At 41.7% G+C, this 20,755-nt stretch carries 20 protein-coding genes; 7 read left to right on the top strand and 13 right to left on the bottom strand.

Translation table 11 applies throughout. The features are described 5' to 3' along the window. Positions 1-16: 16 nt before the first annotated feature. The 11 genes from CS931_RS10575 to typA all read right to left on the bottom strand — a co-directional run bounded on the left by CS931_RS10575 (position 17) and on the right by typA (position 11,708). Positions 17-1,009, bottom strand: a complete 993-nt coding sequence (locus CS931_RS10575; protein ID WP_242964975.1) for an elongator complex protein 3 — start codon at positions 1,007-1,009, stop codon at positions 17-19. A 22-nt stretch (positions 1,010-1,031) separates the two neighbouring features. Continuing rightward, entirely contained in the window at positions 1,032-1,718 is a 687-nt protein-coding gene (rnc, locus tag CS931_RS10570) for a ribonuclease III (protein ID WP_099205757.1), read from the bottom strand. After that, positions 1,705-2,727, bottom strand: a complete 1,023-nt coding sequence (plsX, locus tag CS931_RS10565; RefSeq protein ID WP_099205756.1) for a phosphate acyltransferase PlsX — start codon at positions 2,725-2,727, stop codon at positions 1,705-1,707. Before plsX ends, rnc begins: the two co-directional genes overlap by 14 nt. A gap of 23 nt (positions 2,728-2,750) precedes the next feature. Next, positions 2,751-4,055, bottom strand: a complete 1,305-nt coding sequence (gene trmFO / locus CS931_RS10560) for a methylenetetrahydrofolate--tRNA-(uracil(54)-C(5))-methyltransferase (FADH(2)-oxidizing) TrmFO (protein WP_099205755.1) — start codon at positions 4,053-4,055, stop codon at positions 2,751-2,753. After that, entirely contained in the window at positions 4,052-6,148 is a 2,097-nt protein-coding gene (topA, locus tag CS931_RS10555) for a type I DNA topoisomerase (protein ID WP_099205754.1), read from the bottom strand. Before topA ends, trmFO begins: the two co-directional genes overlap by 4 nt. A 112-nt stretch (positions 6,149-6,260) precedes the next feature. Next, positions 6,261-7,343 carry a DNA-processing protein DprA gene (gene dprA / locus CS931_RS10550; protein ID WP_099205753.1) on the bottom strand — a complete coding sequence of 361 codons (1,083 nt, stop codon included), beginning with the start codon at positions 7,341-7,343 and terminating at the stop codon, positions 6,261-6,263. 123 nt (positions 7,344-7,466) lie between these two features. Further along, positions 7,467-8,249, bottom strand: a complete 783-nt coding sequence (locus CS931_RS10545) for a TrmH family RNA methyltransferase (RefSeq protein ID WP_159459812.1) — start codon at positions 8,247-8,249, stop codon at positions 7,467-7,469. A 257-nt stretch (positions 8,250-8,506) separates the two neighbouring features. Continuing rightward, complete coding sequence (gene rplT / locus CS931_RS10540) at positions 8,507-8,860, bottom strand: 50S ribosomal protein L20 (protein ID WP_099205751.1); 354 nt, start codon at positions 8,858-8,860, stop codon at positions 8,507-8,509. Positions 8,861-8,911: 51 nt separating this feature from the next. Continuing rightward, positions 8,912-9,109: a 50S ribosomal protein L35 gene (rpmI, locus tag CS931_RS10535; RefSeq protein WP_099205750.1), complete on the bottom strand. Its 198-nt coding sequence runs from the start codon at positions 9,107-9,109 to the stop codon at positions 8,912-8,914. A gap of 39 nt (positions 9,110-9,148) precedes the next feature. Further along, on the bottom strand, positions 9,149-9,634 hold the full coding sequence (gene infC, locus CS931_RS10530) for a translation initiation factor IF-3 (RefSeq protein WP_370738192.1): 486 nt from the start codon (positions 9,632-9,634) through the stop codon (positions 9,149-9,151). Between the two features lie 247 nt (positions 9,635-9,881). Then, positions 9,882-11,708 (bottom strand): translational GTPase TypA, encoded by a 1,827-nt coding sequence (typA, locus tag CS931_RS10525; protein WP_099205748.1) that lies wholly within the window; start codon positions 11,706-11,708, stop codon positions 9,882-9,884. A gap of 336 nt (positions 11,709-12,044) precedes the next feature. On the opposite strand from typA, the gene CS931_RS10520 reads away from it, so the two are divergent. The 7 genes from CS931_RS10520 to CS931_RS10490 all read left to right on the top strand — a co-directional run bounded on the left by CS931_RS10520 (position 12,045) and on the right by CS931_RS10490 (position 17,670). Further along, complete coding sequence (locus CS931_RS10520; protein WP_099205747.1) at positions 12,045-12,314, top strand: ACT domain-containing protein; 270 nt, start codon at positions 12,045-12,047, stop codon at positions 12,312-12,314. A gap of 42 nt (positions 12,315-12,356) precedes the next feature. Beyond that, complete coding sequence (locus CS931_RS10515; RefSeq protein ID WP_099205746.1) at positions 12,357-13,715, top strand: PFL family protein; 1,359 nt, start codon at positions 12,357-12,359, stop codon at positions 13,713-13,715. Between the two features lie 44 nt (positions 13,716-13,759). Next, positions 13,760-14,317, top strand: a complete 558-nt coding sequence (locus CS931_RS10510) for a GNAT family N-acetyltransferase (protein WP_099205745.1) — start codon at positions 13,760-13,762, stop codon at positions 14,315-14,317. A gap of 306 nt (positions 14,318-14,623) precedes the next feature. Further along, positions 14,624-15,295 (top strand): amino acid ABC transporter permease, encoded by a 672-nt coding sequence (locus tag CS931_RS10505; protein WP_099205744.1) that lies wholly within the window; start codon positions 14,624-14,626, stop codon positions 15,293-15,295. After that, positions 15,264-15,941, top strand: a complete 678-nt coding sequence (locus tag CS931_RS10500; RefSeq protein WP_099205743.1) for an amino acid ABC transporter permease — start codon at positions 15,264-15,266, stop codon at positions 15,939-15,941. The genes CS931_RS10505 and CS931_RS10500 overlap by 32 nt, the downstream gene beginning before the upstream one ends. A gap of 12 nt (positions 15,942-15,953) precedes the next feature. Beyond that, on the top strand, positions 15,954-16,706 hold the full coding sequence (locus tag CS931_RS10495) for an amino acid ABC transporter ATP-binding protein (protein WP_099205742.1): 753 nt from the start codon (positions 15,954-15,956) through the stop codon (positions 16,704-16,706). Between the two features lie 34 nt (positions 16,707-16,740). After that, entirely contained in the window at positions 16,741-17,670 is a 930-nt protein-coding gene (locus tag CS931_RS10490) for a cysteine ABC transporter substrate-binding protein (protein WP_099205741.1), read from the top strand. A 127-nt stretch (positions 17,671-17,797) separates the two neighbouring features. Here CS931_RS10490 and CS931_RS10485 read toward each other — a convergent pair whose 3' ends face one another. Together CS931_RS10485 and CS931_RS10480 are read right to left on the bottom strand one after the other, a co-directional pair. Further along, a complete protein-coding gene (locus CS931_RS10485; RefSeq protein ID WP_099205740.1) occupies positions 17,798-19,723 on the bottom strand; it encodes a glycoside hydrolase family 127 protein in 1,926 nt (641 codons plus the stop codon). Positions 19,724-19,828: 105 nt separating this feature from the next. Further along, a complete protein-coding gene (locus tag CS931_RS10480; RefSeq protein ID WP_099205739.1) occupies positions 19,829-20,698 on the bottom strand; it encodes a helix-turn-helix domain-containing protein in 870 nt (289 codons plus the stop codon). Positions 20,699-20,755: the final 57 nt, after the last annotated feature.

Here is a 20,755-nt window from a genome sequence, read left to right as displayed (position 1 = left end):
GGTTTCCTTTTTATTTCTACTCGCTGTGCTGTGTTTCAAGCAAATACTCTCCCACCGCCACAGCAGAATCTTGCACAAATTGAACGGTAAATCCTTCTTTTTTTAAATCTATCTCATTTGATTTTTTCTGTCCTGCCGCCACTGACAAATACTTAGGGTTAACCTTAATAGTATACTGGATTTCTCCTGTTTTGACAAGGTTCTCCTGTAAATCAGCTATAAGACGTTCATAGAAAATCTGACTTAGGCAAAGCTCTTTAAAAGCAGGGTGAAACGGCCCAGCGACACACTTTTTTTGCATTTCTCCTTCTGCATGCAGTCCTACCCGAATCACTTTAATTTCGGCCTGTTCAAAAGTAGGAATTAACTTGGCACAAAGCTTCACTGCTTCTTCTAAGCCCTGCGGTGTATACTCATTCTTTTGCCAAAGCTCATACAGATAGGTATCCTTAAACAGAAGTGTGGGATAAATGCGCACGGTATCCGGTTTGAGTTGGATTATTTTTTGTGCTGTTTCAAGAGCTTTTTCGGGTGTATCTTGATAAAGACCCGTCATCATCTGCAAACCCAATTCAAAGCCAAACTCCTGAATCATAACAGCCGCTTCTTCCACCTGTTTGGCGGTGTGTCCACGTCGATTGGCAACCAAGACCTCATTAGACAGCGACTGTGCGCCCAGTTCAATGGCTGTGACACCGTGTTTCTTTAATAATGACAGAATTTCTCCATTTATTGCGTCAGGTCTTGTCGAAACACGAATTCCTTTTAAACGAAACCGAGTTACGTCCTCATAAGCTGCTTCAAGCAGTGACAGCATATATTCTCTGCGAATCGCTGTAAAACTGCCCCCAAAAAAAGCAATTTCCACACTTTCAGGTTCTTGCACAATTCTCCCTTGTGCCTGCAAAACGGCATGGTGTACATCTTCTCCCGAGATAAGATTGGTTTGTCCCGTGATTTCACGCTGATTACAAAAACTGCAATGACAGGGACAGCCAACATGCGGCACAAACAGCGAAATATTAGCGTGTTTAATAGCCCATCAGCTCCAATGCTTCTCGTGCGGCCTGTTGTTGTGCGCCTTTTTTGCTTTTGCCGCCGCCTCGTCCAATAATGTTGTTATTCAGGTGAACCTCAACTTTAAAATGCTTATCATGGTCAGGCCCGGTTTCAGACACAACAACATATTCCAGCTTTTCTTGTGGATTTTGCTGAATCACTTCCTGCAGAATCGTCTTGTAATCTTTAAATGGCTTGTCGGTTTGCTTTTTAGCCGCCGGTGCAATAAAGCGAAGCGTAAATGCCTTGGCTTTCTCTAAATCACAGCTGTCAATGTAAATAGCGGCAATGGTCGCTTCAAAAACATCCGCTAAAATACTAGGCCGCTCCCGACCGCCCGAATGCTGCTCACCATGACTGAGAAAGAGAAAATCGCCCACTTCAAGCTGTTTGGAAAATTCGCAGAGAGAGCGTTCACAAACCAGAGACGCTCTGTTTTTGGTCAAACGTCCCTCTGGCAAATTCGGATAGTTCTTAAATAAGTATTCCGCTGTCACAAAGCCTAAAATGGAATCCCCCAAGAACTCCAGTCTTTCATAGCTCTGCACTTCTCCTCTTTGTTCATTGGCATAAGAAGAATGAGTCAATGCTTTTTTTAGCAGACTTCTATCTTTAAACGAATAACCAATTTTTTCTTCGAACTCCTCAAGCTGTCTCATCTTCTCCTCCGGATTTTTTGGAAACTGTTTCTGCGATAATATCAATAACACCTGATTCTACATAATTCTTTGTCAAACGCAGCGCACTGGCAACTGTTTTTGCCTTCGCACTACCATGAATTTTAAAGACAGGTTTTGTCGCACCCATAATGGGAGCGCCGCCATGTTCATGATAATCCATCGATTTCTTGAGTTCTTTCATGTCGCCCATAACCGCAGCAGCAGCAAGCTTGTTTTTCAAACTTTTTGTAAAAATACCTTTAATTTTGCTCATAACAGCTGTAGCGACACCTTCATATACCTTCAAAATCACATTACCAGTAAAACCGTCGGCAATGACAATATCCGCACCGTCAAGAGGCACGTCGCGACCCTCTATATTGCCAACAAAATTAATATCTTTTGCCTCTTTCATTAGTTTGTTGGTTTCAATGCGCAATTCGTCGCCCTTGTGATCTTCTTCGCCAACATTGACAAGACCCACTCTCGGGTTTTTCACTTTCATAACATGCTTCATATAGGCGGTTCCCATTTGGGCAAATTGCAGCAACATAATGGGGCGGCAATCTACGTTAGCGCCACCGTCAGACAGCATGAAAAAGCCTTCGCTTTTGGGCATAACCGGCGCAAATGTCACTCTTTTAATTCCTTTAATGCGCTTCACAATCATAGTCGAACCAACTACAAGCGCACCGCTGTTTCCGGCACTGGCAAAAGCATCTCCCTTGCCGTCTGCCAATGCTTTGAGTCCTACGGCCATAGAACTGTTGGCTTTTTCTTTGATAACACTGGTTGGCTCATCATGCATAGAGATGACATCATCACACTCGAGAATCTCCATTTTAGCGATTGCCTCTGTGAGTTCCAGCTCTTTCGCCGCCTGTTCAATTTTGGCACGATTACCAGAAAGAAGAATCTCAATGCCTAGTTCTTCTGCTGCCTGCACACAACCTTTGAGTATTTCACCCGGTGCATTATCTCCGCCAAATGCGTCCACAATGATTTTCATAGTCATCTCTCCTTTTATTAATTCTATCGTTCAATTTGTTTATCAATCTCTTTCAGCGAGCGTTCTGACAGTGCGCCATATCGCAACCTTTTATCTCGAATTTCGGTATCTAATCTTGGCAAAATTCCAAAATTAGCACCCATAGGCTGAAAGCTTTTTCCCTCATAGGCTGAAATATGCTTCGCCAGTGAGCCCATCATTGTGGTTTCTGGCAAAATCAGCGGTTCTTCTCCACTTAATCGTTTCACCGCATTAATGGCAGCCAAAATCCCAGAAGAAGCTGACTCCATATAGCCTTCGACCCCTGTAATCTGCCCTGCAAAAAACACATTAGGGTTTGTCCTTAATGAAAAATCAGCATGCAGCAATTCGGGCGAATTCAAAAAAGTATTGCGGTGCATGACACCATAGCGCACAAATTCAGCATTTTCCAATCCCGGAATTAGAGAAAAGACACGTTTTTGCTCGCCAAATTTAAGATTTGTCTGGAATCCCACTAAATTGTAAAGTGTCTTTTCACGATTTTCTGTTCTCAACTGCACCACTGCCCACGGACGATGACCTGTTCGAGGGTCAACTAGTCCTACCGGCTTCATCGGGCCGAAACGAGCAGCATCCCTGCCTCTTTGCATCAAAATTTCAATCGGCATACAGCCCTCATAAACCTTAGGATTCTGCACATCAACATCATGCAAAGGCGCACGTTCTGCGCTGATAAGCTCGTCAGCAAAACGTTCGTATTCTTCTTTGTTCATAGGACAATTGATATAGTCACTTTCGCCTTTATCATATCGTGTCGCATAAAAGCACTTTGTAAAATCAATGCTCTCTGCCGCCACAATCGGAGCTGCCGCATCAAAGAAATAGAGCGACTGGGGACAAATTTCGGCAATTTGTTGTGCCAACTTGTCCGATGTCAGCGGCCCTGTCGCCACGACAACAATTCCTTGGGGAATGGTCTCTACTTCACCATTTATCACTTCAATCAGCGGGTTCTGTTTGATTTTTTCTGTCACCATAGCCGAAAATTGGTCTCTGTCCACCGCCAATGCCCCACCAGCGGGAACTGCGCACTTGTCCGCACATTGCATGAGTAATGACTCAAAACGGCGCATTTCTTCTTTTAAAAGTCCGGCTGCGCTGTCAATTCTTGCGGCTTTAAGCGAGTTTGAACAAATAAGCTCGGCAAAATCTTGGCTTTTATGAGCAGCAGAAAACTTCTCTGGTTTCATCTCATAAAGCTTCACAGCAATGCCTCTTTTAGCAATTTGATAGGCCGCTTCGGAGCCGGCAAGCCCTGCACCGATGACATGAATGACGCTGCTCATTCTTCTGCCTCAGCTAGTTTCTTGCCCTCAAACGTACAGTTAGGGGTAACACAATAAAGTTCAGGATTTTTCCCTTTTTTCTGCATCAGGGTTTTATGGCAAATCGGACATTTTTCTTTTGAGGGTGGATCCCATGACACAAAATCGCAATTAGGATATTCACTGCAGCCAAAAAATTCTCTGCCTTTTTTGGATTTACGTGAAATAATCTTACCACCGCATTTTGGACATTCCGCACCGGTTTCTTTTAAGATTTTCTTCACATTCTTACATTCAGGATAGCCAGAACAGGCCATAAAGCGACCAAAACGGCCATACTTAATGACCATCGGCAAGCCGCATTTATCGCAAATTTCATCCGTCTCATCTGATTTAAGCTTAATTTTAACGCCGTCCATTTCTTCTTTGGCTTTTTTAACAGTTTTCTCAAATTCGCCATAGAAGTTACGCAGAACTTCAACCCATTCATCGTCTCCACGCTGAACACCGTCTAATTCATCTTCTACACTAGCCGTAAACTTGGTGTTGACGATTTTGGGGAATCTTTCTTTCATCAGCTTTGTAATAACCTCACCCAGTTCAGTGGGTCTAAAAGCTTTTGCCTCACGAATGACATATTCTCGGCCTGTGATGGTAGAAATTGTTGCGGCATAGGTAGATGGACGTCCAATCCCGTTTTCTTCCAGCGTTTTAATGAGCGAAGCTTCTGTAAAGCGTGGGGGCGGCTGTGTAAAATGCTGATTTCCCTTGAGCTCTTTGACTTTCAGCTTCATGCCGACTTCTAAGTTCGGCAAATCCTTGCCTGCTTTTTCTTCTTCATCATCTTTACTCTCTTGATAAAGAACTGTAAAACCATCGAAATGAACGTTAAAGCCAGAAGCTTTAAAAATATATTGATTCGCTTTAATTGTCGCTTGTGTGGTATTCAGCACGCAATTTGACATCTGGCAAGCAAGAAAACGCTCCCAAATCAATTTGTATAATTTATATTGGTCACCTGTGAGTGATGCTTTGATTTCATCAGGCACAATACTAATGTTAGCCGGGCGAATTGCCTCATGACCATCTTGCGCATTGGCACGAGATTTAAACACTCTCGGCTTTGTCGGCAAATATTTTTTACTCCAACGGGTTTCAATATATTCAGCAGCCTGTCCGATGGCTTCTTCAGAAATACGAAGCGAGTCTGTTCTCATATAGGTAATCAAACCGACAGAACCCAATCCGTCAATTTCTACGCCCTCGTATAATTCCTGTGCCGCTTTCATAGTACGTCTTGCCTGAAAACCCAGTTTACGAGAGGCCTCTTGCTGCAAAGTAGAGGTAATAAAAGGCGGTGCCGGCGCACGATTTCGCTTGCCTTTTTTCACCGTATCAATCAAAAATTCAGCTTCTTCTAAATCAGCCAATATTTTGTCAGACTGTTCTTTGGTTTTAATTTCAATTTCGCCTTTTTCATCGCCATGAAAAGCAGCAGCAAAAACAGACCGTGAGGGCGGTGCAGTCAATTTTGTATCAATCGACCAATATTCTTGTGGCTCAAATGCCCTAATTTCTTCTTCTCTATCAACAATCATGCGCACGGCAACAGACTGTACACGGCCTGCAGAAAGCCCACGGCGAATCGTTTTGGCAAGAAAAGGACTTAGCGTGTAGCCCACCAAACGATCTAAAATTCTTCTGGCTTGTTGGGCATTGACCAAATCCATATCAATGGCACGGGGATTTTCCATGCCATTTTGCACACCATGCTTAGTGATTTCGTTGAACGTTACACGGTCTACCGCTGTTTCTTCCAGTCCCAAAATATAAGCCAAATGCCAAGAGATGGCCTCTCCCTCACGATCAGGGTCAGTCGCGAGATAAATCATATCTGCTTTTTTGGCAGCGTCTTTTAATTCTTTAACTGTTTTTTCTTTTCCTTTTATAATCGAATATTTCGGTGTGAAATCATTCTTTACATCAACACTTAAACGGGATTTTGTCAAATCTCTGACATGCCCCATTGAAGCGATTACTTCATAATCATTTCCAAGGTATTTTTTTATCGTTTTTGCCTTGGACGGTGACTCAACGATTACCAATTTTGACATTACTTACCTCCAATTCAGAACAGAAATCTGCCTGAAAGTTATTCGAGACCACAACATATGGTCGTCTTAAATTTAGATTATACTATCTATTTTCTTTTTTTTCAATCATAAATCATTTCAACGCATATCTTCTGCCAGAGAAAGAGCGGATTTGAGCAGAAAGTTCAAGTTCTGTCAGTGCCGCCAATACCGCTGAAGAACTAAGATTTGTTTCCTTTTCGATAACAGAGAAATGCTGCGGCTCTGCTGATAAAACAGAGAGTATTCTGTCCTTGTCTGTCAGTTCTGCTCCCTTAAAAATCTGTCGCTTATCTTCGACGTCGGCCATTACCGCCGCAGCCATAGGCATCTCAATTTGAATCACTTGGGGTACAACTTTTTTCTTTTTAGGATTGTTAACAATCACAGGAGAAAAGCGATTTTGGTAATCTTCTAGAATTTCATCGCCCGACACAATGGATTTTGCGCCGTCCCTCACAAGTGCCTCACACCCTGCAAATTCCTTGCTTCCCGCATCTCCTATATAAACAAAAACATCTCTGTCTTGTTCTTTGGCATGCCTTGCCGTAATCATTGCTCCACTTTTTTGCTCCGCTTGTATAATCAAAGTTGCGCAAGATAAGCCAGAAATAATACGGTTTCTCACTTGAAACGTACCTTTTGTTACCCCAGTATCAATCGGATATTCAGTCACAAGTGCGCCATTATCAACAATTTTTTCTCGCAAAGCATAATTTTCTACCAGATATCCATTTGTCAGCCCACAAGGCAGTACGCAAATCGTCTTCCCCATTCCTCGCATGGCACCGCGATGAGCAGCAGAGTCTACACCCAACGCACCGCCGCTAACCACCATAGCTCCTGAAATGGCAAGCTGATAGCCAATGGTTGTTGCAGCGTCTAAAGATTTTTGCGACGCTTTTCTGGTTCCCACAACGGAAATGGTCGGCGAAGTATCTACATTTGGCAACTCGCCTCTATAATAGAGTACAGCAGGAGGATCAAAAATATTACGAAGCGCATCCGGATATTTTTCATCTTCGGGTGTTATGACTTTATGCTTCAGCTTTTCGCACATTTCTAGCAGAATTTCTGCTTGTTCCAAGGAAAAGACAGAAAGCATTCGAGCTTCTTTTTCTGAAATAAATTTCATTGAATTCCATAATGGTGTCTTTCCGTTATGGAATTCCTCCACTCCTCCTTGAAATCGACGGTGTATTGTCCACGGCTTATGACTTCCTGCTCCAAAAGCGTGCTGAAGCCATATCCAATATGCCCTTTTATCCAACTTCAACCCAGCCTTTCTTGATTTCTGCGGCTACTTCGAAATTTCCCACAAACAAATTGCTGCTGCTGCCGCTGCATTGAGCGATTCAGCCCTGCCCTTCATTGGAATTGTAATCTTGCGTTTGCAAAAACGAATCGCTTCTGCTGTCAGCCCATTTCCCTCATTGCCGATAAAAATCATGGTATCGTTTGGATAAGAAACACTGCCAAGCTGTTCAGCCGTTTCATCCGGAACTGCCGCTAGGCAAAGCATATTCTCTATCCCCTCAAATTGGTTTATTTCTGACACTTCAGCACATGTTAATATTTGCATACGAAAAACCGCACCCATTGAAGCTCTCACCGCTTTAGGAGAGAACAAATCACATCCGCTAATATGCACCAGACCATCAAAGCCTAGCGCTTCTGCTGTTCGCATAACCGTACCTAAATTAGCAGGATCTTGTACATTTTCTAGTGCCACCCACTTACCGGCAAGTCGACCTTGCCTCTCTGTTGGTATTTGACAAAGACAGAATACCCCTTGCGAGCTTTTTGTTTTCGCAAGCATTTCTGCCACATGATCTTGAATTTTGTAGGTCACTTTCGCCAAAGCAACAACAGGTTCTATATAAGAACCATATTTTTGACACGCTTCTTCCGTCAGGAATAGTTTTTCTATTTTAATGCCGCTTTTGGCTGCATCTTCACAAAGTCTAGCTCCTTCAAGAAAAAACAAACCTGTTTTTCTGCGCTCTTTTGCGGATGAAGCAATTTCAACAGCGGCGCGAATTTCTGCATTTTTTCTACTGGTAATCCACGGCAGTTCTGCCATAATTCTGCTCTCCTCTGAAACAACAATATAAATCGAAAACAAGTAATTCATTCAATAAATAAATTTTTAGAATAGTCTTTATCGGCCACCTTGCATCCTGCGTCTTTCAACAAAAACAGACAAAGTTTTTAACTCCTGTTTTTCTAGTGATTAGATTCGCATTTGTAAAAGCTAGTTTTCGCTTTATAGTCTTTTAATCTTTTTCCACAAAAACAGAGAGCGCCCGAGGCAATCCTCAGACGCTTGCATGCTCGCTATTATAAAGCTGATTTAGCTTGTTCTACAAGAGCGGTAAAAGCTTTTTCGTCAGAAATAGCAATTTCTGAAAGCATTTTTCTATTCAATTGAATGCCTGTTTTCTTAAGACCATTCATGAAAGTAGAATAATTAGTACCGTTTAGTTTGCAAGCAGCAGAAATTCTGGTAATCCAGAGTCTTCTGAAATCTCTTTTTCTATGTTTACGGCCGATGTAAGCATAATTGCCTGATTTCATGACGGCCTGTTTAGCCATTTTAAAATGTCTGCTCTTAGAACCCCAATAGCCTTTTGCAAGCTTTAAAACCTTTTTTCTTCTTTTGCGCGTAGCAACTGCGCCTTTTACTCTTGCCATTTATAATTACCTCCAAATTCGGAATTAAACTCTTTTAACATCCGAAACTCTTTATTGATACGGAAGAAGTCTTTTGATTGCTGCTGAGTTTGTTTTATCTGTAACGGCTGTTTTACGCAGTCCTCTTTTACGCTTCGTCTTCTTCAGCGTGGGCTGATGACTCGTGTTAGCATGTGCACGGATAAGCTTTCCGTTTTTAGAGACTTTAAAGCGCTTTTTTGCGCCGCTGTGCGTTTTTAACTTTGGCATAATTTCTCCTCCTTGATATTCTAGAGATGCCCTTTAACATTATTTCGCCGATTTCGGCGCAAGGAACATGAACATAGAACGGCCTTCCATCTTAGCCGGATTTTCCACATTAGCCGTTTCTGCCATTTCTTCAGCAAAACGACGCATGGTGGTCAAGCCAAGCTCCGGATGTCCCATCTCTCTTCCGCGAAAACGAATGGAAACTTTTACTTTGTTGCCACTCTTCAAAAACTTTTCAGCATGTTTTTTCTTAGTCTCGAAATCATGGACGTCAATGTTGAGTGACAATCGAATTTCTTTGAGTTCGATGACTTTTTGATTCTTCTTGGCTTCTTTATCTTTTTTGGATTGTTCAAATCTGAACTTACCGTAGTCAATGATTTTACACACGGGCGGTTTGGCCTGTGGTGCAATCTTGACAAGATCTAAGCTTTTTTCTTCTGCCAGTTTCAAGGCATCATGAGAAGACATCACGCCAAGCTGATCTCCGTTGTCGCTGACAACGCGAACCTCGTTGTCACGAATTTGTTCGTTAATCTGCAGTTCCTTGTTGCTAATGGGTAAGCACCTCCATCATTATACAAATTGAATCGAGTCACAACATAACAAAAGCGGACAGATTTCTCTGTCCGCAAATCAATTCAAACCTATATGCTTGCCGCATATTTTCTGATATTGACCTGTGTCAGACGAAACTGCACGGGTGAGAGTATGACTCTTCTTTGTTTTACTATACCACTATACACTAAACTCAATGCATAGTCAAGACATTTTAAACTTTTTTCGGTCTTTGTTTTTTCATGCGTTCTTCTTTATTCAAAATTCTTTTGCGCATACGAATGCTTTTTGGTGTTACTTCCACTAACTCATCATCTGTAATAAATTCGATGCTCTGCTCGAGGCTCAATACAGAATGAGGCGTTAATTTCAAAGCTTCGTCAGCACCGGAAGAACGAGTGTTGGTGGCATGTTTCTTTTTACATACGTTGACAGTCATGTCTTCACTCTTCGGGCTTGCACCGATAATCATACCCTCATAAACACTTACGCCGGCACCAATAAACAAGCGGCCGCGATCTTGTGCATAGAAAAGACCATATGCTGTCGATTCACCTGTCTCATGAGCGATCAGTGAGCCTTGTGAACGCATGTTGATGTCACCTTTATAAGGTTCATAACCCTCAAACACGTGATTCATAATACCATTGCCGTTTGTATCCGTCAAGAACTCTGAACGGTAACCCATCAAACCTCTTGCCGGAATTTTGAATTCCAAATGAGTGATACCGGAATCTTTAGCATCCATGTTGATGATTTCAGCTTTACGTGTGCCCAGCTTCTCCATGACAGTGCCCACATAATTTTCTGGTACTTCAATCATGAGAAGCTCCATCGGTTCCACTTTCTTGCCATTTTCTTCTTTAAAGATAACAGTTGGCGGTGAAACTTGGAACTCATATCCTTGGCGGCGCATTTGTTCAATTAAAATAGAAAGATGAAGCTCTCCACGTCCAGATACTTTCAGTGTATCAGAAGATTCGGTTTCTTCCACACGCATGGCCACGTTAGTTTCGATTTCTTTCATCAAACGGTCACGAATATTACGGGAAGTGACAAATTTGCCCTCACGTCCTGCAAACGGACTGTTATTGACCATAAAGAGCATACTAACGGTAGGCTCATCAATTTTAACAAATGGTAGTGGATCGGGTTTGCCCAATTCACACGCTGTTTCGCCAATATTTAAATCGGTAATACCGGAAACAGAAATAAGATCGCCCACTGTCGCTGATTCTGCTTCTACACGTTTAAGACCCTCAAACTGGTAGAGCTTGACCACCTTTGCATTACGAGGTGTGCCGCCTTCGGTACAAATGGTAACAGTTTCATTGGTATGAATGCTACCTCTCTCAACACGGCCAATACCGATTCTGCCCACAAAAGCATCATAGTCAATATTGGAAAACAAAACCTGCAAGGGTTCGTCAAATTCACCTTCGGGAGCTGGCACTTCATTGATAATGGTTTCGAAAACAGGTTTCATATCTGTTCCCTCGGTTTCAAGAGGGTCATAAGTGGCATAACCGTCACGGCCAGAAGCATAAACAACTGGGAATTCGAGCTGCTCTTCGTCTGCGCCCAACTCAATAAACAAGTCAAGCACTTCGTCAATGACTTCTGCCGGTCTTGCACCGGGTCTGTCAATCTTATTGACAACGACAACAGGTTTTTTGCCAAGGCCCAATGCTTTTTTCAAAACAAATCTTGTCTGGGGCATACAGCCCTCAAAAGCATCGACAAGCAGCAAAACGCCGTCAACCATCATTAGTATACGCTCTACTTCACCGCCGAAATCAGCATGTCCGGGGGTGTCCACAATATTAATCTTAATATCATTGTACATCACGGCTGTGTTCTTTGACAGAATCGTGATGCCTCTTTCTCTTTCCAAGTCACCGTTATCCATAACACGTTCAGCAACCACTTCGTTAGAACGAAAAACACCGCTCTGTTTCAAAAGCTGATCGACAAGGGTCGTTTTACCATGGTCAACGTGGGCAATAATTGCAACGTTTCTTAAATTTTCTCTTTTAGCCATTCCATTTATCCTTCCTGCATTCAGGTTGTGCCTGTTTCAAACATTTTTCACTGACTATTTATTATAACACCTTTCTTATGCTTTGTGAACCGATTTTTTGCTAGAATAGTGCATTGATTTTCTTCTTATTCTTTTATTATTTTGCGCAAATCGCTATATTTTATGAAAAATTATATTTTTGTCTCTTCCTCTTACCTTCTAAACTTGACATCATTAAAAATCTACTTCATAATGAAAAGCAATCATTTTAGCATAATAAAATAATCTAATGAACAGCAAAGTGCCTTGTGAAAAAACACTTGTCTTCTTTGCTCTCTGGAAGGATGGTTCTGATCTATGAAAGCAGTTATTGCGGTTATCGGAAAAGATATGGTCGGCATTTTGGCGGAGGTTTCTAGCACTTGTGCTGCCAAAAAAGTGAACGTACTCGAAGTAACACAATCTATTTTGCAGGATATGTTTGTCATGGTTATGATGGTCGATACTTCTGCCTGTACGGTTCCTTTTTCTGAACTTTCAGACAGCTTGACACAACTGGGTACACAGATGAACCTCAAAATTCATGTTATGCATGAAGATATTTTCAATTCTATGCACCGCATTTGACATCTGACCCCATTTCATCTGGTAAAGAGAGGCTGAAGATTAATGAATACAAACGAAATTCTTGAAACAATCAATATGATTGACAACGAAGACCTTGATGTGCGAACCATTACCATGGGCATTTCGCTTTTAGATTGCATGGATTCTGATGTTAAAAAATCCACTCAAAAAGTTTATGACAAAATTTGCCGCTATGCCGGTGATTTAGTCAAAACCGGTGAAGATATTTCGAAAGAATACGGTATTCCGATTGTGAATAAACGTATTGCCGTTACCCCCATCGGCATTGTATCGGGTGCCTGTCAAACTGCTTCTCCAATTCATTTTGCCCATGCGCTTGACAAAGCCGCCAGAGAAGTTGGTGTCAACTTTATCGGTGGCTATTCTGCTCTTGTTCATAAAGGTTTCGGCCCTGGCGACTATGCTTTAATAGAAAGCATTCCGCAAGCTCTTGCTGAAACTGACTTTGTCTGTTCCAGTGTCAATATCGGTTCAACCAAAGCCGGTATTAATATGGACGCTGTCAAAAAAATGGGTGTAATCGTGAAAAAAGCAGCTGAACTCACCGCTGACCGTGATTGTATCGGCGCGGCAAAGCTTGTCGTGTTCTGTAATGCTCCCGAGGATAACCCTTTCATGGCAGGTGCTTTTCACGGCACTGGTGAAGGTGATTGCGTGATTAACGTGGGTGTTTCAGGCCCGGGTGTTGTGCGTGCCGCCATTAAAAAATCAGGCGACGGCTGTACGCTTGATGAAATTGCAGAGTTAATTAAGCGTACTGCTTTCAAAATCACGCGAACCGGTCAGCTTGTGGCACAAGAGGCTTCACGCAGACTTTGTGTTCCTTTTGGCATTGTCGACCTTTCGCTTGCTCCTACTCCCGCAGTGGGAGATAGTGTTGCTTATATTCTAGAGGGTATGGGTTTGGAACAGTGCGGTGCTCACGGCACAACTGCCGCTTTAGCTCTGTTAAATGACGCTGTTAAAAAAGGCGGCGTGATGGCCTCCTCACATGTTGGCGGACTTTCAGGCGCTTTCATTCCTGTTACAGAAGATGCTGGCATGATTGAGGCCGCCCGAAGCGGTGCGCTGACACTCAACAAGCTCGAAGCCATGACAGCGGTTTGTTCTGTGGGACTTGACATGATTGCCATTCCCGGCGACACTTCTCCTGAAATTATCTCGGCCATTATTGCGGATGAAGCAGCAATCGGTATGGTTAACACCAAGACAACCGCGGTACGTTTGATTCCAGCCATCGGCAAAAAGTGCGGTGAAGAACTCAACTTTGGCGGTCTGCTCGGCGGCGGTCCCATTATGGAGGTTAACCAAAAATCTCCGGCTGCCTTTATTCATCGCGGCGGCAGAATTCCAGCACCTTTGCAGAGCTTAAAGAACTAATGAAAACCTGATCTGCTATCTTTCCTATAAAAGAGGCCACACTTATGGTTGAAAATTATCTTGAAATTTTATATGACAATGAGGTTTTAGAAGGTGAAAGAATTCGCCTGAGGAAATTTGCTAAAGCAGATGTCGATGATGTTTTTGCTTATGCGAGCGATGAAGAAGCTACAAAATATTTGACATGGGGTCCATTTGAAAAGAAGAAACAAGCCTTACACAACATTACTGATTTCTATTGGTCAAGACCAGGAATTTATGCTATTGAGCTGAAAAGCGAAAACAAGTGTCTTGGCTGTATTGATATTTGCTTAAATATCAAAGATGAAAAATGTGAATTTGGTTATGTACTCAACCGTCATTATTGGGGACATGGCTACATGACGGAGGCATTAAACCTCATTCTTTCTCTCTGCTTTGACAAACTTGACCTAAACCGTGTGGAAGCTCTGCATTATACTCCCAACATCGCTTCTGGCAAAGTCATGCAAAAGTGCGGTATGAAGCACGAGGGAACTTTTATACAAGAAGTAAAAGTCAAGGGTGTATTTTACGATTGCGAACACTACGGTATTACACAAGAAATGTGGAAAAATCGCTGATATTGCGGTGCTTCTGTTCTAAACTCTAGTAAATAATGAAGAGCGGAGTCAATTGGCTTTGCTCCTTTATTATTCTATCTACTTTTTTGTATGTTTTGATTAAATCAGCTTGTCTTGTTGAAAATATATTAGTTTATAATTAAGTTGACATTTGAAGTCTTTTTGTATATTATATAATCATAGTTCATTTATATGATTACTATGAAATGGTGGTTCGAACCTTTCTGGGCTGTCCGTTCTACTATAATAAATATACCCTAGAAAAGATTTGTGGCAGCTTAAATTTCCAAAGAAAGGGGCATCCTGTTGAATTTAGAATTTATCCAAAAATATGCTAATCTATATGTCCATGCTGCGGGTTTGACGTTACGTCTTGCCCTTATTGGAATCCTGCTTTCTATCTTGGTGGGTTTTCTATGCAGCTTGGTACAATATTATAAGATACCCGTACTAAGAAAAATCATTGGTGCTTATATTGAATTATCTCGTAACACACCGCTTGTCGTGCAATTATTCTTTCTCTACTTTGGTTTGCCGAAACTCGGCATACGCATCAGTTCTGAAACCTGTGCCATTATCGGCCTGACCTTTCTAGGCGGCAGTTATATGTCTGAAGCCTTTCGCAGCGGTTTGGAATCTATCGATAAAATCCAAACGGAATCTGCTTTAAGTCTTGGTTTTTCTCGCTTTCAAGTCATGCGCTATATTTTATTGCCGCAGGCGGTTGCGATTTCTGTTCCGGCATTTGCCGCTAATGTTATCTTTTTGATTAAAGAAACCTCTGTGTTTAGTATTGTTGCACTGGCTGATTTAATGTATGTGGCAAAAGACCTAATGGGTCTTTACCATAAAACCACTGAGTCGCTTTTCATGTTGGTAATCGGTTATTTGGTCATTCTGCTGCCGATTTCTATTTTAGCTACCCTTCTCGAAAGGAGGCTTCGCTATGCAGGATTTGGGAATCAGAGTACTATTTGAAGGCAATAACTTTGCCAGACTGATGGGCGGATTGGGCATTACCATTCAGATTTCACTGCTGTCTGTCCTCTTATCCATTGTTTTAGGTGTTTTATTTGGTGTTTTTATGACACTGAAAAACCCTGTCACCCGTGCGATTTCTCGTGTTTACTTAGACTTCATTCGCATTATGCCTCAATTGGTATTGTTGTTTATCGTATATTTCGGGCTAACCCGAATGTTTGGCATTAATCTTTCAGGCGAGGTTTCAGCTGTCATCGTCTTTGTTTTGTGGGGTACGGCTGAAATGGGCGATTTGGTGCGTGGGGCATTGATTTCAATCCCGATTCATCAATATGAAAGCAGCTATGCTTTGGGAATCAGCAAGAAGCAAACTTACTTATATATTATTATTCCTCAAACATTGCGCCGATTGATTCCGCTGGCTATCAACCTGACTACCCGAATGATTAAGACTACTTCTCTCATTGTGCTGATTGGCGTTGTTGAAGTTTTGAAAGTTGGTCAACAAATTATTGAAGCCAACCGTTACACTGCCCCAGACGCTGCTCTTTGGATTTATGGAACAATTTTCTTTTTGTATTTTCTGACCTGCTGGCCTATCTCTAAGCTTGCCGGTTATCTAGAAAAAAAGTGGAAGAATTGAGGTAAAAACTTTATGAAAGACTTGTTGACCATTCAAGATCTTTTTAAACAATATAATAAAAATAGCGACCCTGTGCTGAAAGGGATTTCTTTGACGGTTAAAGAGGGCGAAGTAGTTGTCGTTATCGGTCCTTCCGGCTGCGGAAAAAGCACACTGCTGCGATGTATTAACGGGCTTGAGCCTGTGCAGAACGGCAGCATTTCACTGGACACTCAAGTCCTCACTGATAAAACCACTGACTGGCAGTCTATCCGTCAGAAAATCGGTATGGTTTTTCAAAGCTATGATTTATTCCCCCATATGACTGTGCTGGATAACATTTTGCTTGGGCCGCTGAAAGTGCAAAAGCGCAAAAAACAAGATATTATTCCAGAAGCCGAAGCACTCTTAACCCGTGTAGGACTTCTTGACAAAAAAGATTCTTATCCCAGAGAACTTTCAGGCGGACAAAAACAGCGTGTTGCCATTGTTAGAGCCTTGATGATGAAACCAGAAATCATGCTTTTTGATGAAGTAACCGCTGCTCTCGACCCCGAAATGGTCAGAGAGGTACTAGATGTCATCATGGAGCTTGCCAAAGGCGGCATGACTATGATGATTGTGACCCATGAAATGCAGTTTGCCAAAGCCGTGGCAGACAGAATTTTATTTATGGATCACGGTGAAATCGTAGAAAGCGGAGACCCCGAAAGCTTTTTCACCAACCCCCAAACAGAACGAGCCAAACAATTTCTCAACATTTTCAGTTATGAATCTACTCAATAAACATAAATTTTTAATCTTGAAATGAGGTAACATCATGAAAAAAGCAACTAAATTCTTATCACTTGTCCTCTCACTTGCCCTTATTACCGTTCTTTTTGCTGCTTGCTCCACAAGTAACAAAGCATCTTCTGCAAGTGAGGCTTCTGAAAGCAAAACCACTAGCTCTGATTCTTCTGCTTCTGACGTAAGCGAAGTAAAAACAGGCAATGGCACAGCTCGTTCACTGGATGAAATTAAGGAAAGCGGCAAAATTGTTATTGGTGTATTCAGCGATAAAGCTCCCTTTGGTTACATCGATTCACAAGGCGAATATCAAGGCTATGACGTATATTTTGCAAGAAGAATTGCGAAAGACTTAGGCGTTGAAGTTGAATTTGTTTCTCTTGAGCCTTCTAGCCGTGTTGAATATCTTGAAACAGCAAAGGTTGATATTGTTCTGGCTAACTTCACTGTTACTGCTGAAAGAGCTGAAGTAGTTGATTTTGCTCTTCCTTACATGAAAGTAGCTCTTGGCGTTGTCAGCCCAGATAATGCACTGATTACCGACGTAAAAGACCTTGAAGGCAAAACATTGATTGTTGCCAAAGGCACAACAGCTGAAACTTACTTCTCTGAAAATCACCCAGAAATCAATCTCTTGAAATTTGATCAATATACCGAAACTTTCAATGCTCTAATCGATGGTCGTGGTGACGCTTTTTCTACTGACAACACAGAAGTCTTAGCTTGGGCTTTGCAGAACGAAGGCTATACCGTTGGCATTGAAAGTATCGGAAATCCTGATACAATCGCTGCTGCTGTTCAAAAAGGTAACACCGAACTGCTCAACTGGATTAACGACGAAATCAAAACTTTAGCTGACGAGCAATTCTTCCACAAAAACTTTGAAGAAACGCTTGCTCCTGTTTATGGCGATGCTGTTCTGCCTGAAAACCTTGTTGTTGAAGGCGGCGTAATCGAATAATCATCGTAACAGTTAACAATACTAACAACGACCTTTTCAAATTACAAAAAGCTGGCATGGAGAAATTTCCATGCCAGCTTTTATTTTGTATTTTAATGACTGCTCTCAAAGGTTATTAATGGCTAAATCATTCCATTTCAGGCATCCAAACACGCATAGAATTTAACCCGCGATTTCCCCAAGCGTAGTAAGGAATTAAGTGAATACTGCACGCTTCTGCCTGTGGACGTTCAAAAGAATACAGGTTATCTTGATCTTTCATACGATAGCCTTCTACTTCAATTGGAACAATTCCCTCTAAACAGTCAGCTTGATATTCTCCTATCGTAACTGCTGATTCTTTCTTTACTCTCAAACCAAGCACATCTCCGTCATTGTCTGTGCCCTCTGCGCAATAGACAAGAGGTCCTCTTAAGAAAGCTGTCTTGCCACTGTCAGCACTCACATTATTGCGAGCGTAGACTTTTTTCACACTCATATCAAAATGAACCGCAATTTCATCTTCTGCCATGAAAGCTTTATTCAAATAAGCATATCCATCTCTTATTTCAAATTTGGCTTCTTCGCCGTTCAGCAAAATAGAGGTATCAGCGCTCCAAAATGGCATTCTAATGGCAAGTGTCAAATCCATTTTATCTTGTGTCGGCTCAAAGCGATAAACCACTTTTCCATCATAAGGATAATTGGTTTCTACTTTAATTTTTCCTTGCAGTGTATCCGTTAAGTCAAGCATTCCACCGATAAACAGGTGAGAATAGACCGTGCTCCCTTCTTCACTCCAAGCATAGCTGCCGATAGAGGGCAGCAATCTTGCTACATTGGGAGGGCAACAGGCACAAGCAAACCACTTTGGCCGCTCAGGCAAGGTATGTCTATGGGTAATCGCTTTTCCCGAAATACCGGGGAGTACCTCCAATGGGTTTACATAGAAAAATCTTTTGCCATCTAGCTGCATACCGGCAAGCACACCATTATACAACGCACGCTCCATAATATCAGCATACTCAGACTTTTTCTCAAGGTCAATCATCTTTCTGGCAAAGAAAATTAGTCCAATAGAGGCACAGGTTTCGGCATATGCCGTATCGTTAGGCAGATGAAAATCTTTGGTGAAAGCTTCTCCTTCATAGCTAGAACCGATAGAACCTGTCACATACATCCGTCGCTCCACAATGTTCTTCCAAAGTCTTTGACAAGCAAGCTTCAAAGATTCATCCTGCGTAGTAGCCGCTACATCCGCCATACCTGTATAAAGATATACGGCACGAACCGAATGTCCTACCGCCTCTGTTTGTTCCCGAACCGGCACGTGATTTTGCGTGTATTCTCTATCCGCACAATTATTGTTCCAAACTGTCCACCCTTTTACTTTTTGCTCTTCTAAAAAATAATCTGCATCCACTCCTCTAACGTCAACGAAATGCTTGGCAAGCTCTAGATATTTTTCGTTGCCTGTGCAGCGATACATTCTCATAAGTGCCAATTCAATTTCAGGGTGCCCCGGATAGCCCGGTGTTTTTTGCACAATAAATCTTTCATAGATATGGTCTGCCATACCACACATAATATCCAGCAGTTTTGTTTTTCCTGTACATTCAGCATAGGCAACTGCTGCCTCCATCATATGTCCCGCACAATAAAGCTCATGTGCTTCGGCTAAGTTCGTCCAACGTCTGGCAGGGTCTTTGGCGGTGAAATAAGTATTGAGATAGCCGTCTTTGTGCTGAGCACGGCCAATTAAATCAATAATTTCATCACAGCTTTTTTCCAAGGCTTCATTCGGTGACATCTGAATCGAATAAGCGGTAGCCTCTAACCATTTGGCTAAATCGCTGTCCTGAAAAACCATGCCATAAAACTCAGCACTATTTTTGCCTGTCTCAATTACTTCTGCTGCCAGTCTGAAATTTTCGACTGCATGGCTTTTCTCTGCTCCCGGAATTTCATCTTTCAACGCTTTTTCTTGATAAGGAATGACAACATTATTTACCAAGCTTTCATAGCGCCCAAAAAAAGGATCTGTAACCGTAAATTTCTTTAGAATTTCATTCATACTTTTCGCCTCCACACATTTTTAATAGCAAATTACATGTATTATACTCTTATAATTCAAAAATTATAATGGAATATATTCTTGATTTCATGTAGAATATTCTTTTTATATCTTGGGGATATAAGAATCTCGAAATTGTGAGGGAGATTTTCCTTCTTTTTTTTTAAAAATCTTGCTAAAATAAAAAGCATCATAAAAGCCAAGCACAGCCGCAATATCGGCAATAGACTTTTCTGTTTCACTCAACAGCTTTTTTGCCCTCTTCATTCTCAGTATGGTCTGATATTCCTTAATCGTACGGCCTGTCTGCTTTTTAAACAAAGTACCCATATGCTTATAGGTAAGTTCCATTTCTTCTTCAAGCTCCTGCGCTGAAAAATTGTGCAACACATTTTGCTCTACAAACAATGAAACTTTGTGTACGAGCTCGCTGTTTTTATCGCTTCTTTTTCTATTTTGCCACTGAACGCTCTGCAAAAGGATTTCCCACAGTGACAAATTCACTCTGATAAAATCAGCTTCATTACAGGATTCAAAAGCCTGAATTAACTTCTTCATTTCTTCTTTTATCGGATGGTTAGGCGGCAACTGCAAAAGCTTGGGCAAGTTCATATGACAAGGCAACGGAGACAGATTTCTATGATTGTGTACTTCTCCATTTTCTAAAAGCTGGCTATTTTCAGCTGGCTCTGGCATATAAAAATGAACATAATACCAAGATGTGCCATGTTCAAATTCTTCCTCTCCCCAATGATGAACACCTTGCTTTAGAAAAAACAAAGTTCCCGGTGTCAATGTATAAGCGATACCGTCTTCAATCACTTGCATTTTTCCACTCAAAATATAGATTAAAACATGAGAGTCCATCGTCCTACTCGGATGAACCACCGATTTCAGAGCAATTTTAAAATCGGCTTCATTGACAAACGGCAAAGAATTACAAGGAATTTGGCATAGGTAATTTTCAGGTTCCACTCTTTCTCTCCTTCTCTATCGAATCAAAAAACAAATGCAGATGACTTTATAAATTGA

Origin of the sequence: Scatolibacter rhodanostii (assembly GCF_900197595.1) — a bacterium.
GTDB lineage: Bacteria > Bacillota > Clostridia > Oscillospirales > Acutalibacteraceae > Scatolibacter > Scatolibacter rhodanostii.
The sequence above is the reverse complement of the archived record's forward strand: the minus strand, read 5'-3'. Positions and strand labels throughout refer to the sequence as shown.

What these genes read in the sequence shown, in the direction of transcription:
- CS931_RS10510 (WP_099205745.1), top strand. Translation starts at nt 13,760, where the DNA reads ATGGTTGAAAATTATCTTGAAATTTTATATGACAATGAGGTTTTAGAA.
- CS931_RS10515 (WP_099205746.1), top strand. Translation starts at nt 12,357, where the DNA reads ATGAATACAAACGAAATTCTTGAAACAATCAATATGATTGACAACGAA.
- typA (WP_099205748.1), bottom strand. Translation starts at nt 11,708, where the DNA reads ATGGCTAAAAGAGAAAATTTAAGAAACGTTGCAATTATTGCCCACGTT.
- CS931_RS10500 (WP_099205743.1), top strand. Translation starts at nt 15,264, where the DNA reads ATGCAGGATTTGGGAATCAGAGTACTATTTGAAGGCAATAACTTTGCC.
- rpmI (WP_099205750.1), bottom strand. Translation starts at nt 9,109, where the DNA reads ATGCCAAAGTTAAAAACGCACAGCGGCGCAAAAAAGCGCTTTAAAGTC.
- CS931_RS10520 (WP_099205747.1), top strand. Translation starts at nt 12,045, where the DNA reads ATGAAAGCAGTTATTGCGGTTATCGGAAAAGATATGGTCGGCATTTTG.
- CS931_RS10490 (WP_099205741.1), top strand. Translation starts at nt 16,741, where the DNA reads ATGAAAAAAGCAACTAAATTCTTATCACTTGTCCTCTCACTTGCCCTT.
- CS931_RS10485 (WP_099205740.1), bottom strand. Translation starts at nt 19,723, where the DNA reads ATGAATGAAATTCTAAAGAAATTTACGGTTACAGATCCTTTTTTTGGG.
- topA (WP_099205754.1), bottom strand. Translation starts at nt 6,148, where the DNA reads ATGTCAAAATTGGTAATCGTTGAGTCACCGTCCAAGGCAAAAACGATA.
- plsX (WP_099205756.1), bottom strand. Translation starts at nt 2,727, where the DNA reads ATGAAAATCATTGTGGACGCATTTGGCGGAGATAATGCACCGGGTGAA.
- CS931_RS10545 (WP_159459812.1), bottom strand. Translation starts at nt 8,249, where the DNA reads ATGGCAGAACTGCCGTGGATTACCAGTAGAAAAAATGCAGAAATTCGC.
- CS931_RS10495 (WP_099205742.1), top strand. Translation starts at nt 15,954, where the DNA reads ATGAAAGACTTGTTGACCATTCAAGATCTTTTTAAACAATATAATAAA.
- rplT (WP_099205751.1), bottom strand. Translation starts at nt 8,860, where the DNA reads ATGGCAAGAGTAAAAGGCGCAGTTGCTACGCGCAAAAGAAGAAAAAAG.
- trmFO (WP_099205755.1), bottom strand. Translation starts at nt 4,055, where the DNA reads ATGAGCAGCGTCATTCATGTCATCGGTGCAGGGCTTGCCGGCTCCGAA.
- rnc (WP_099205757.1), bottom strand. Translation starts at nt 1,718, where the DNA reads ATGAGACAGCTTGAGGAGTTCGAAGAAAAAATTGGTTATTCGTTTAAA.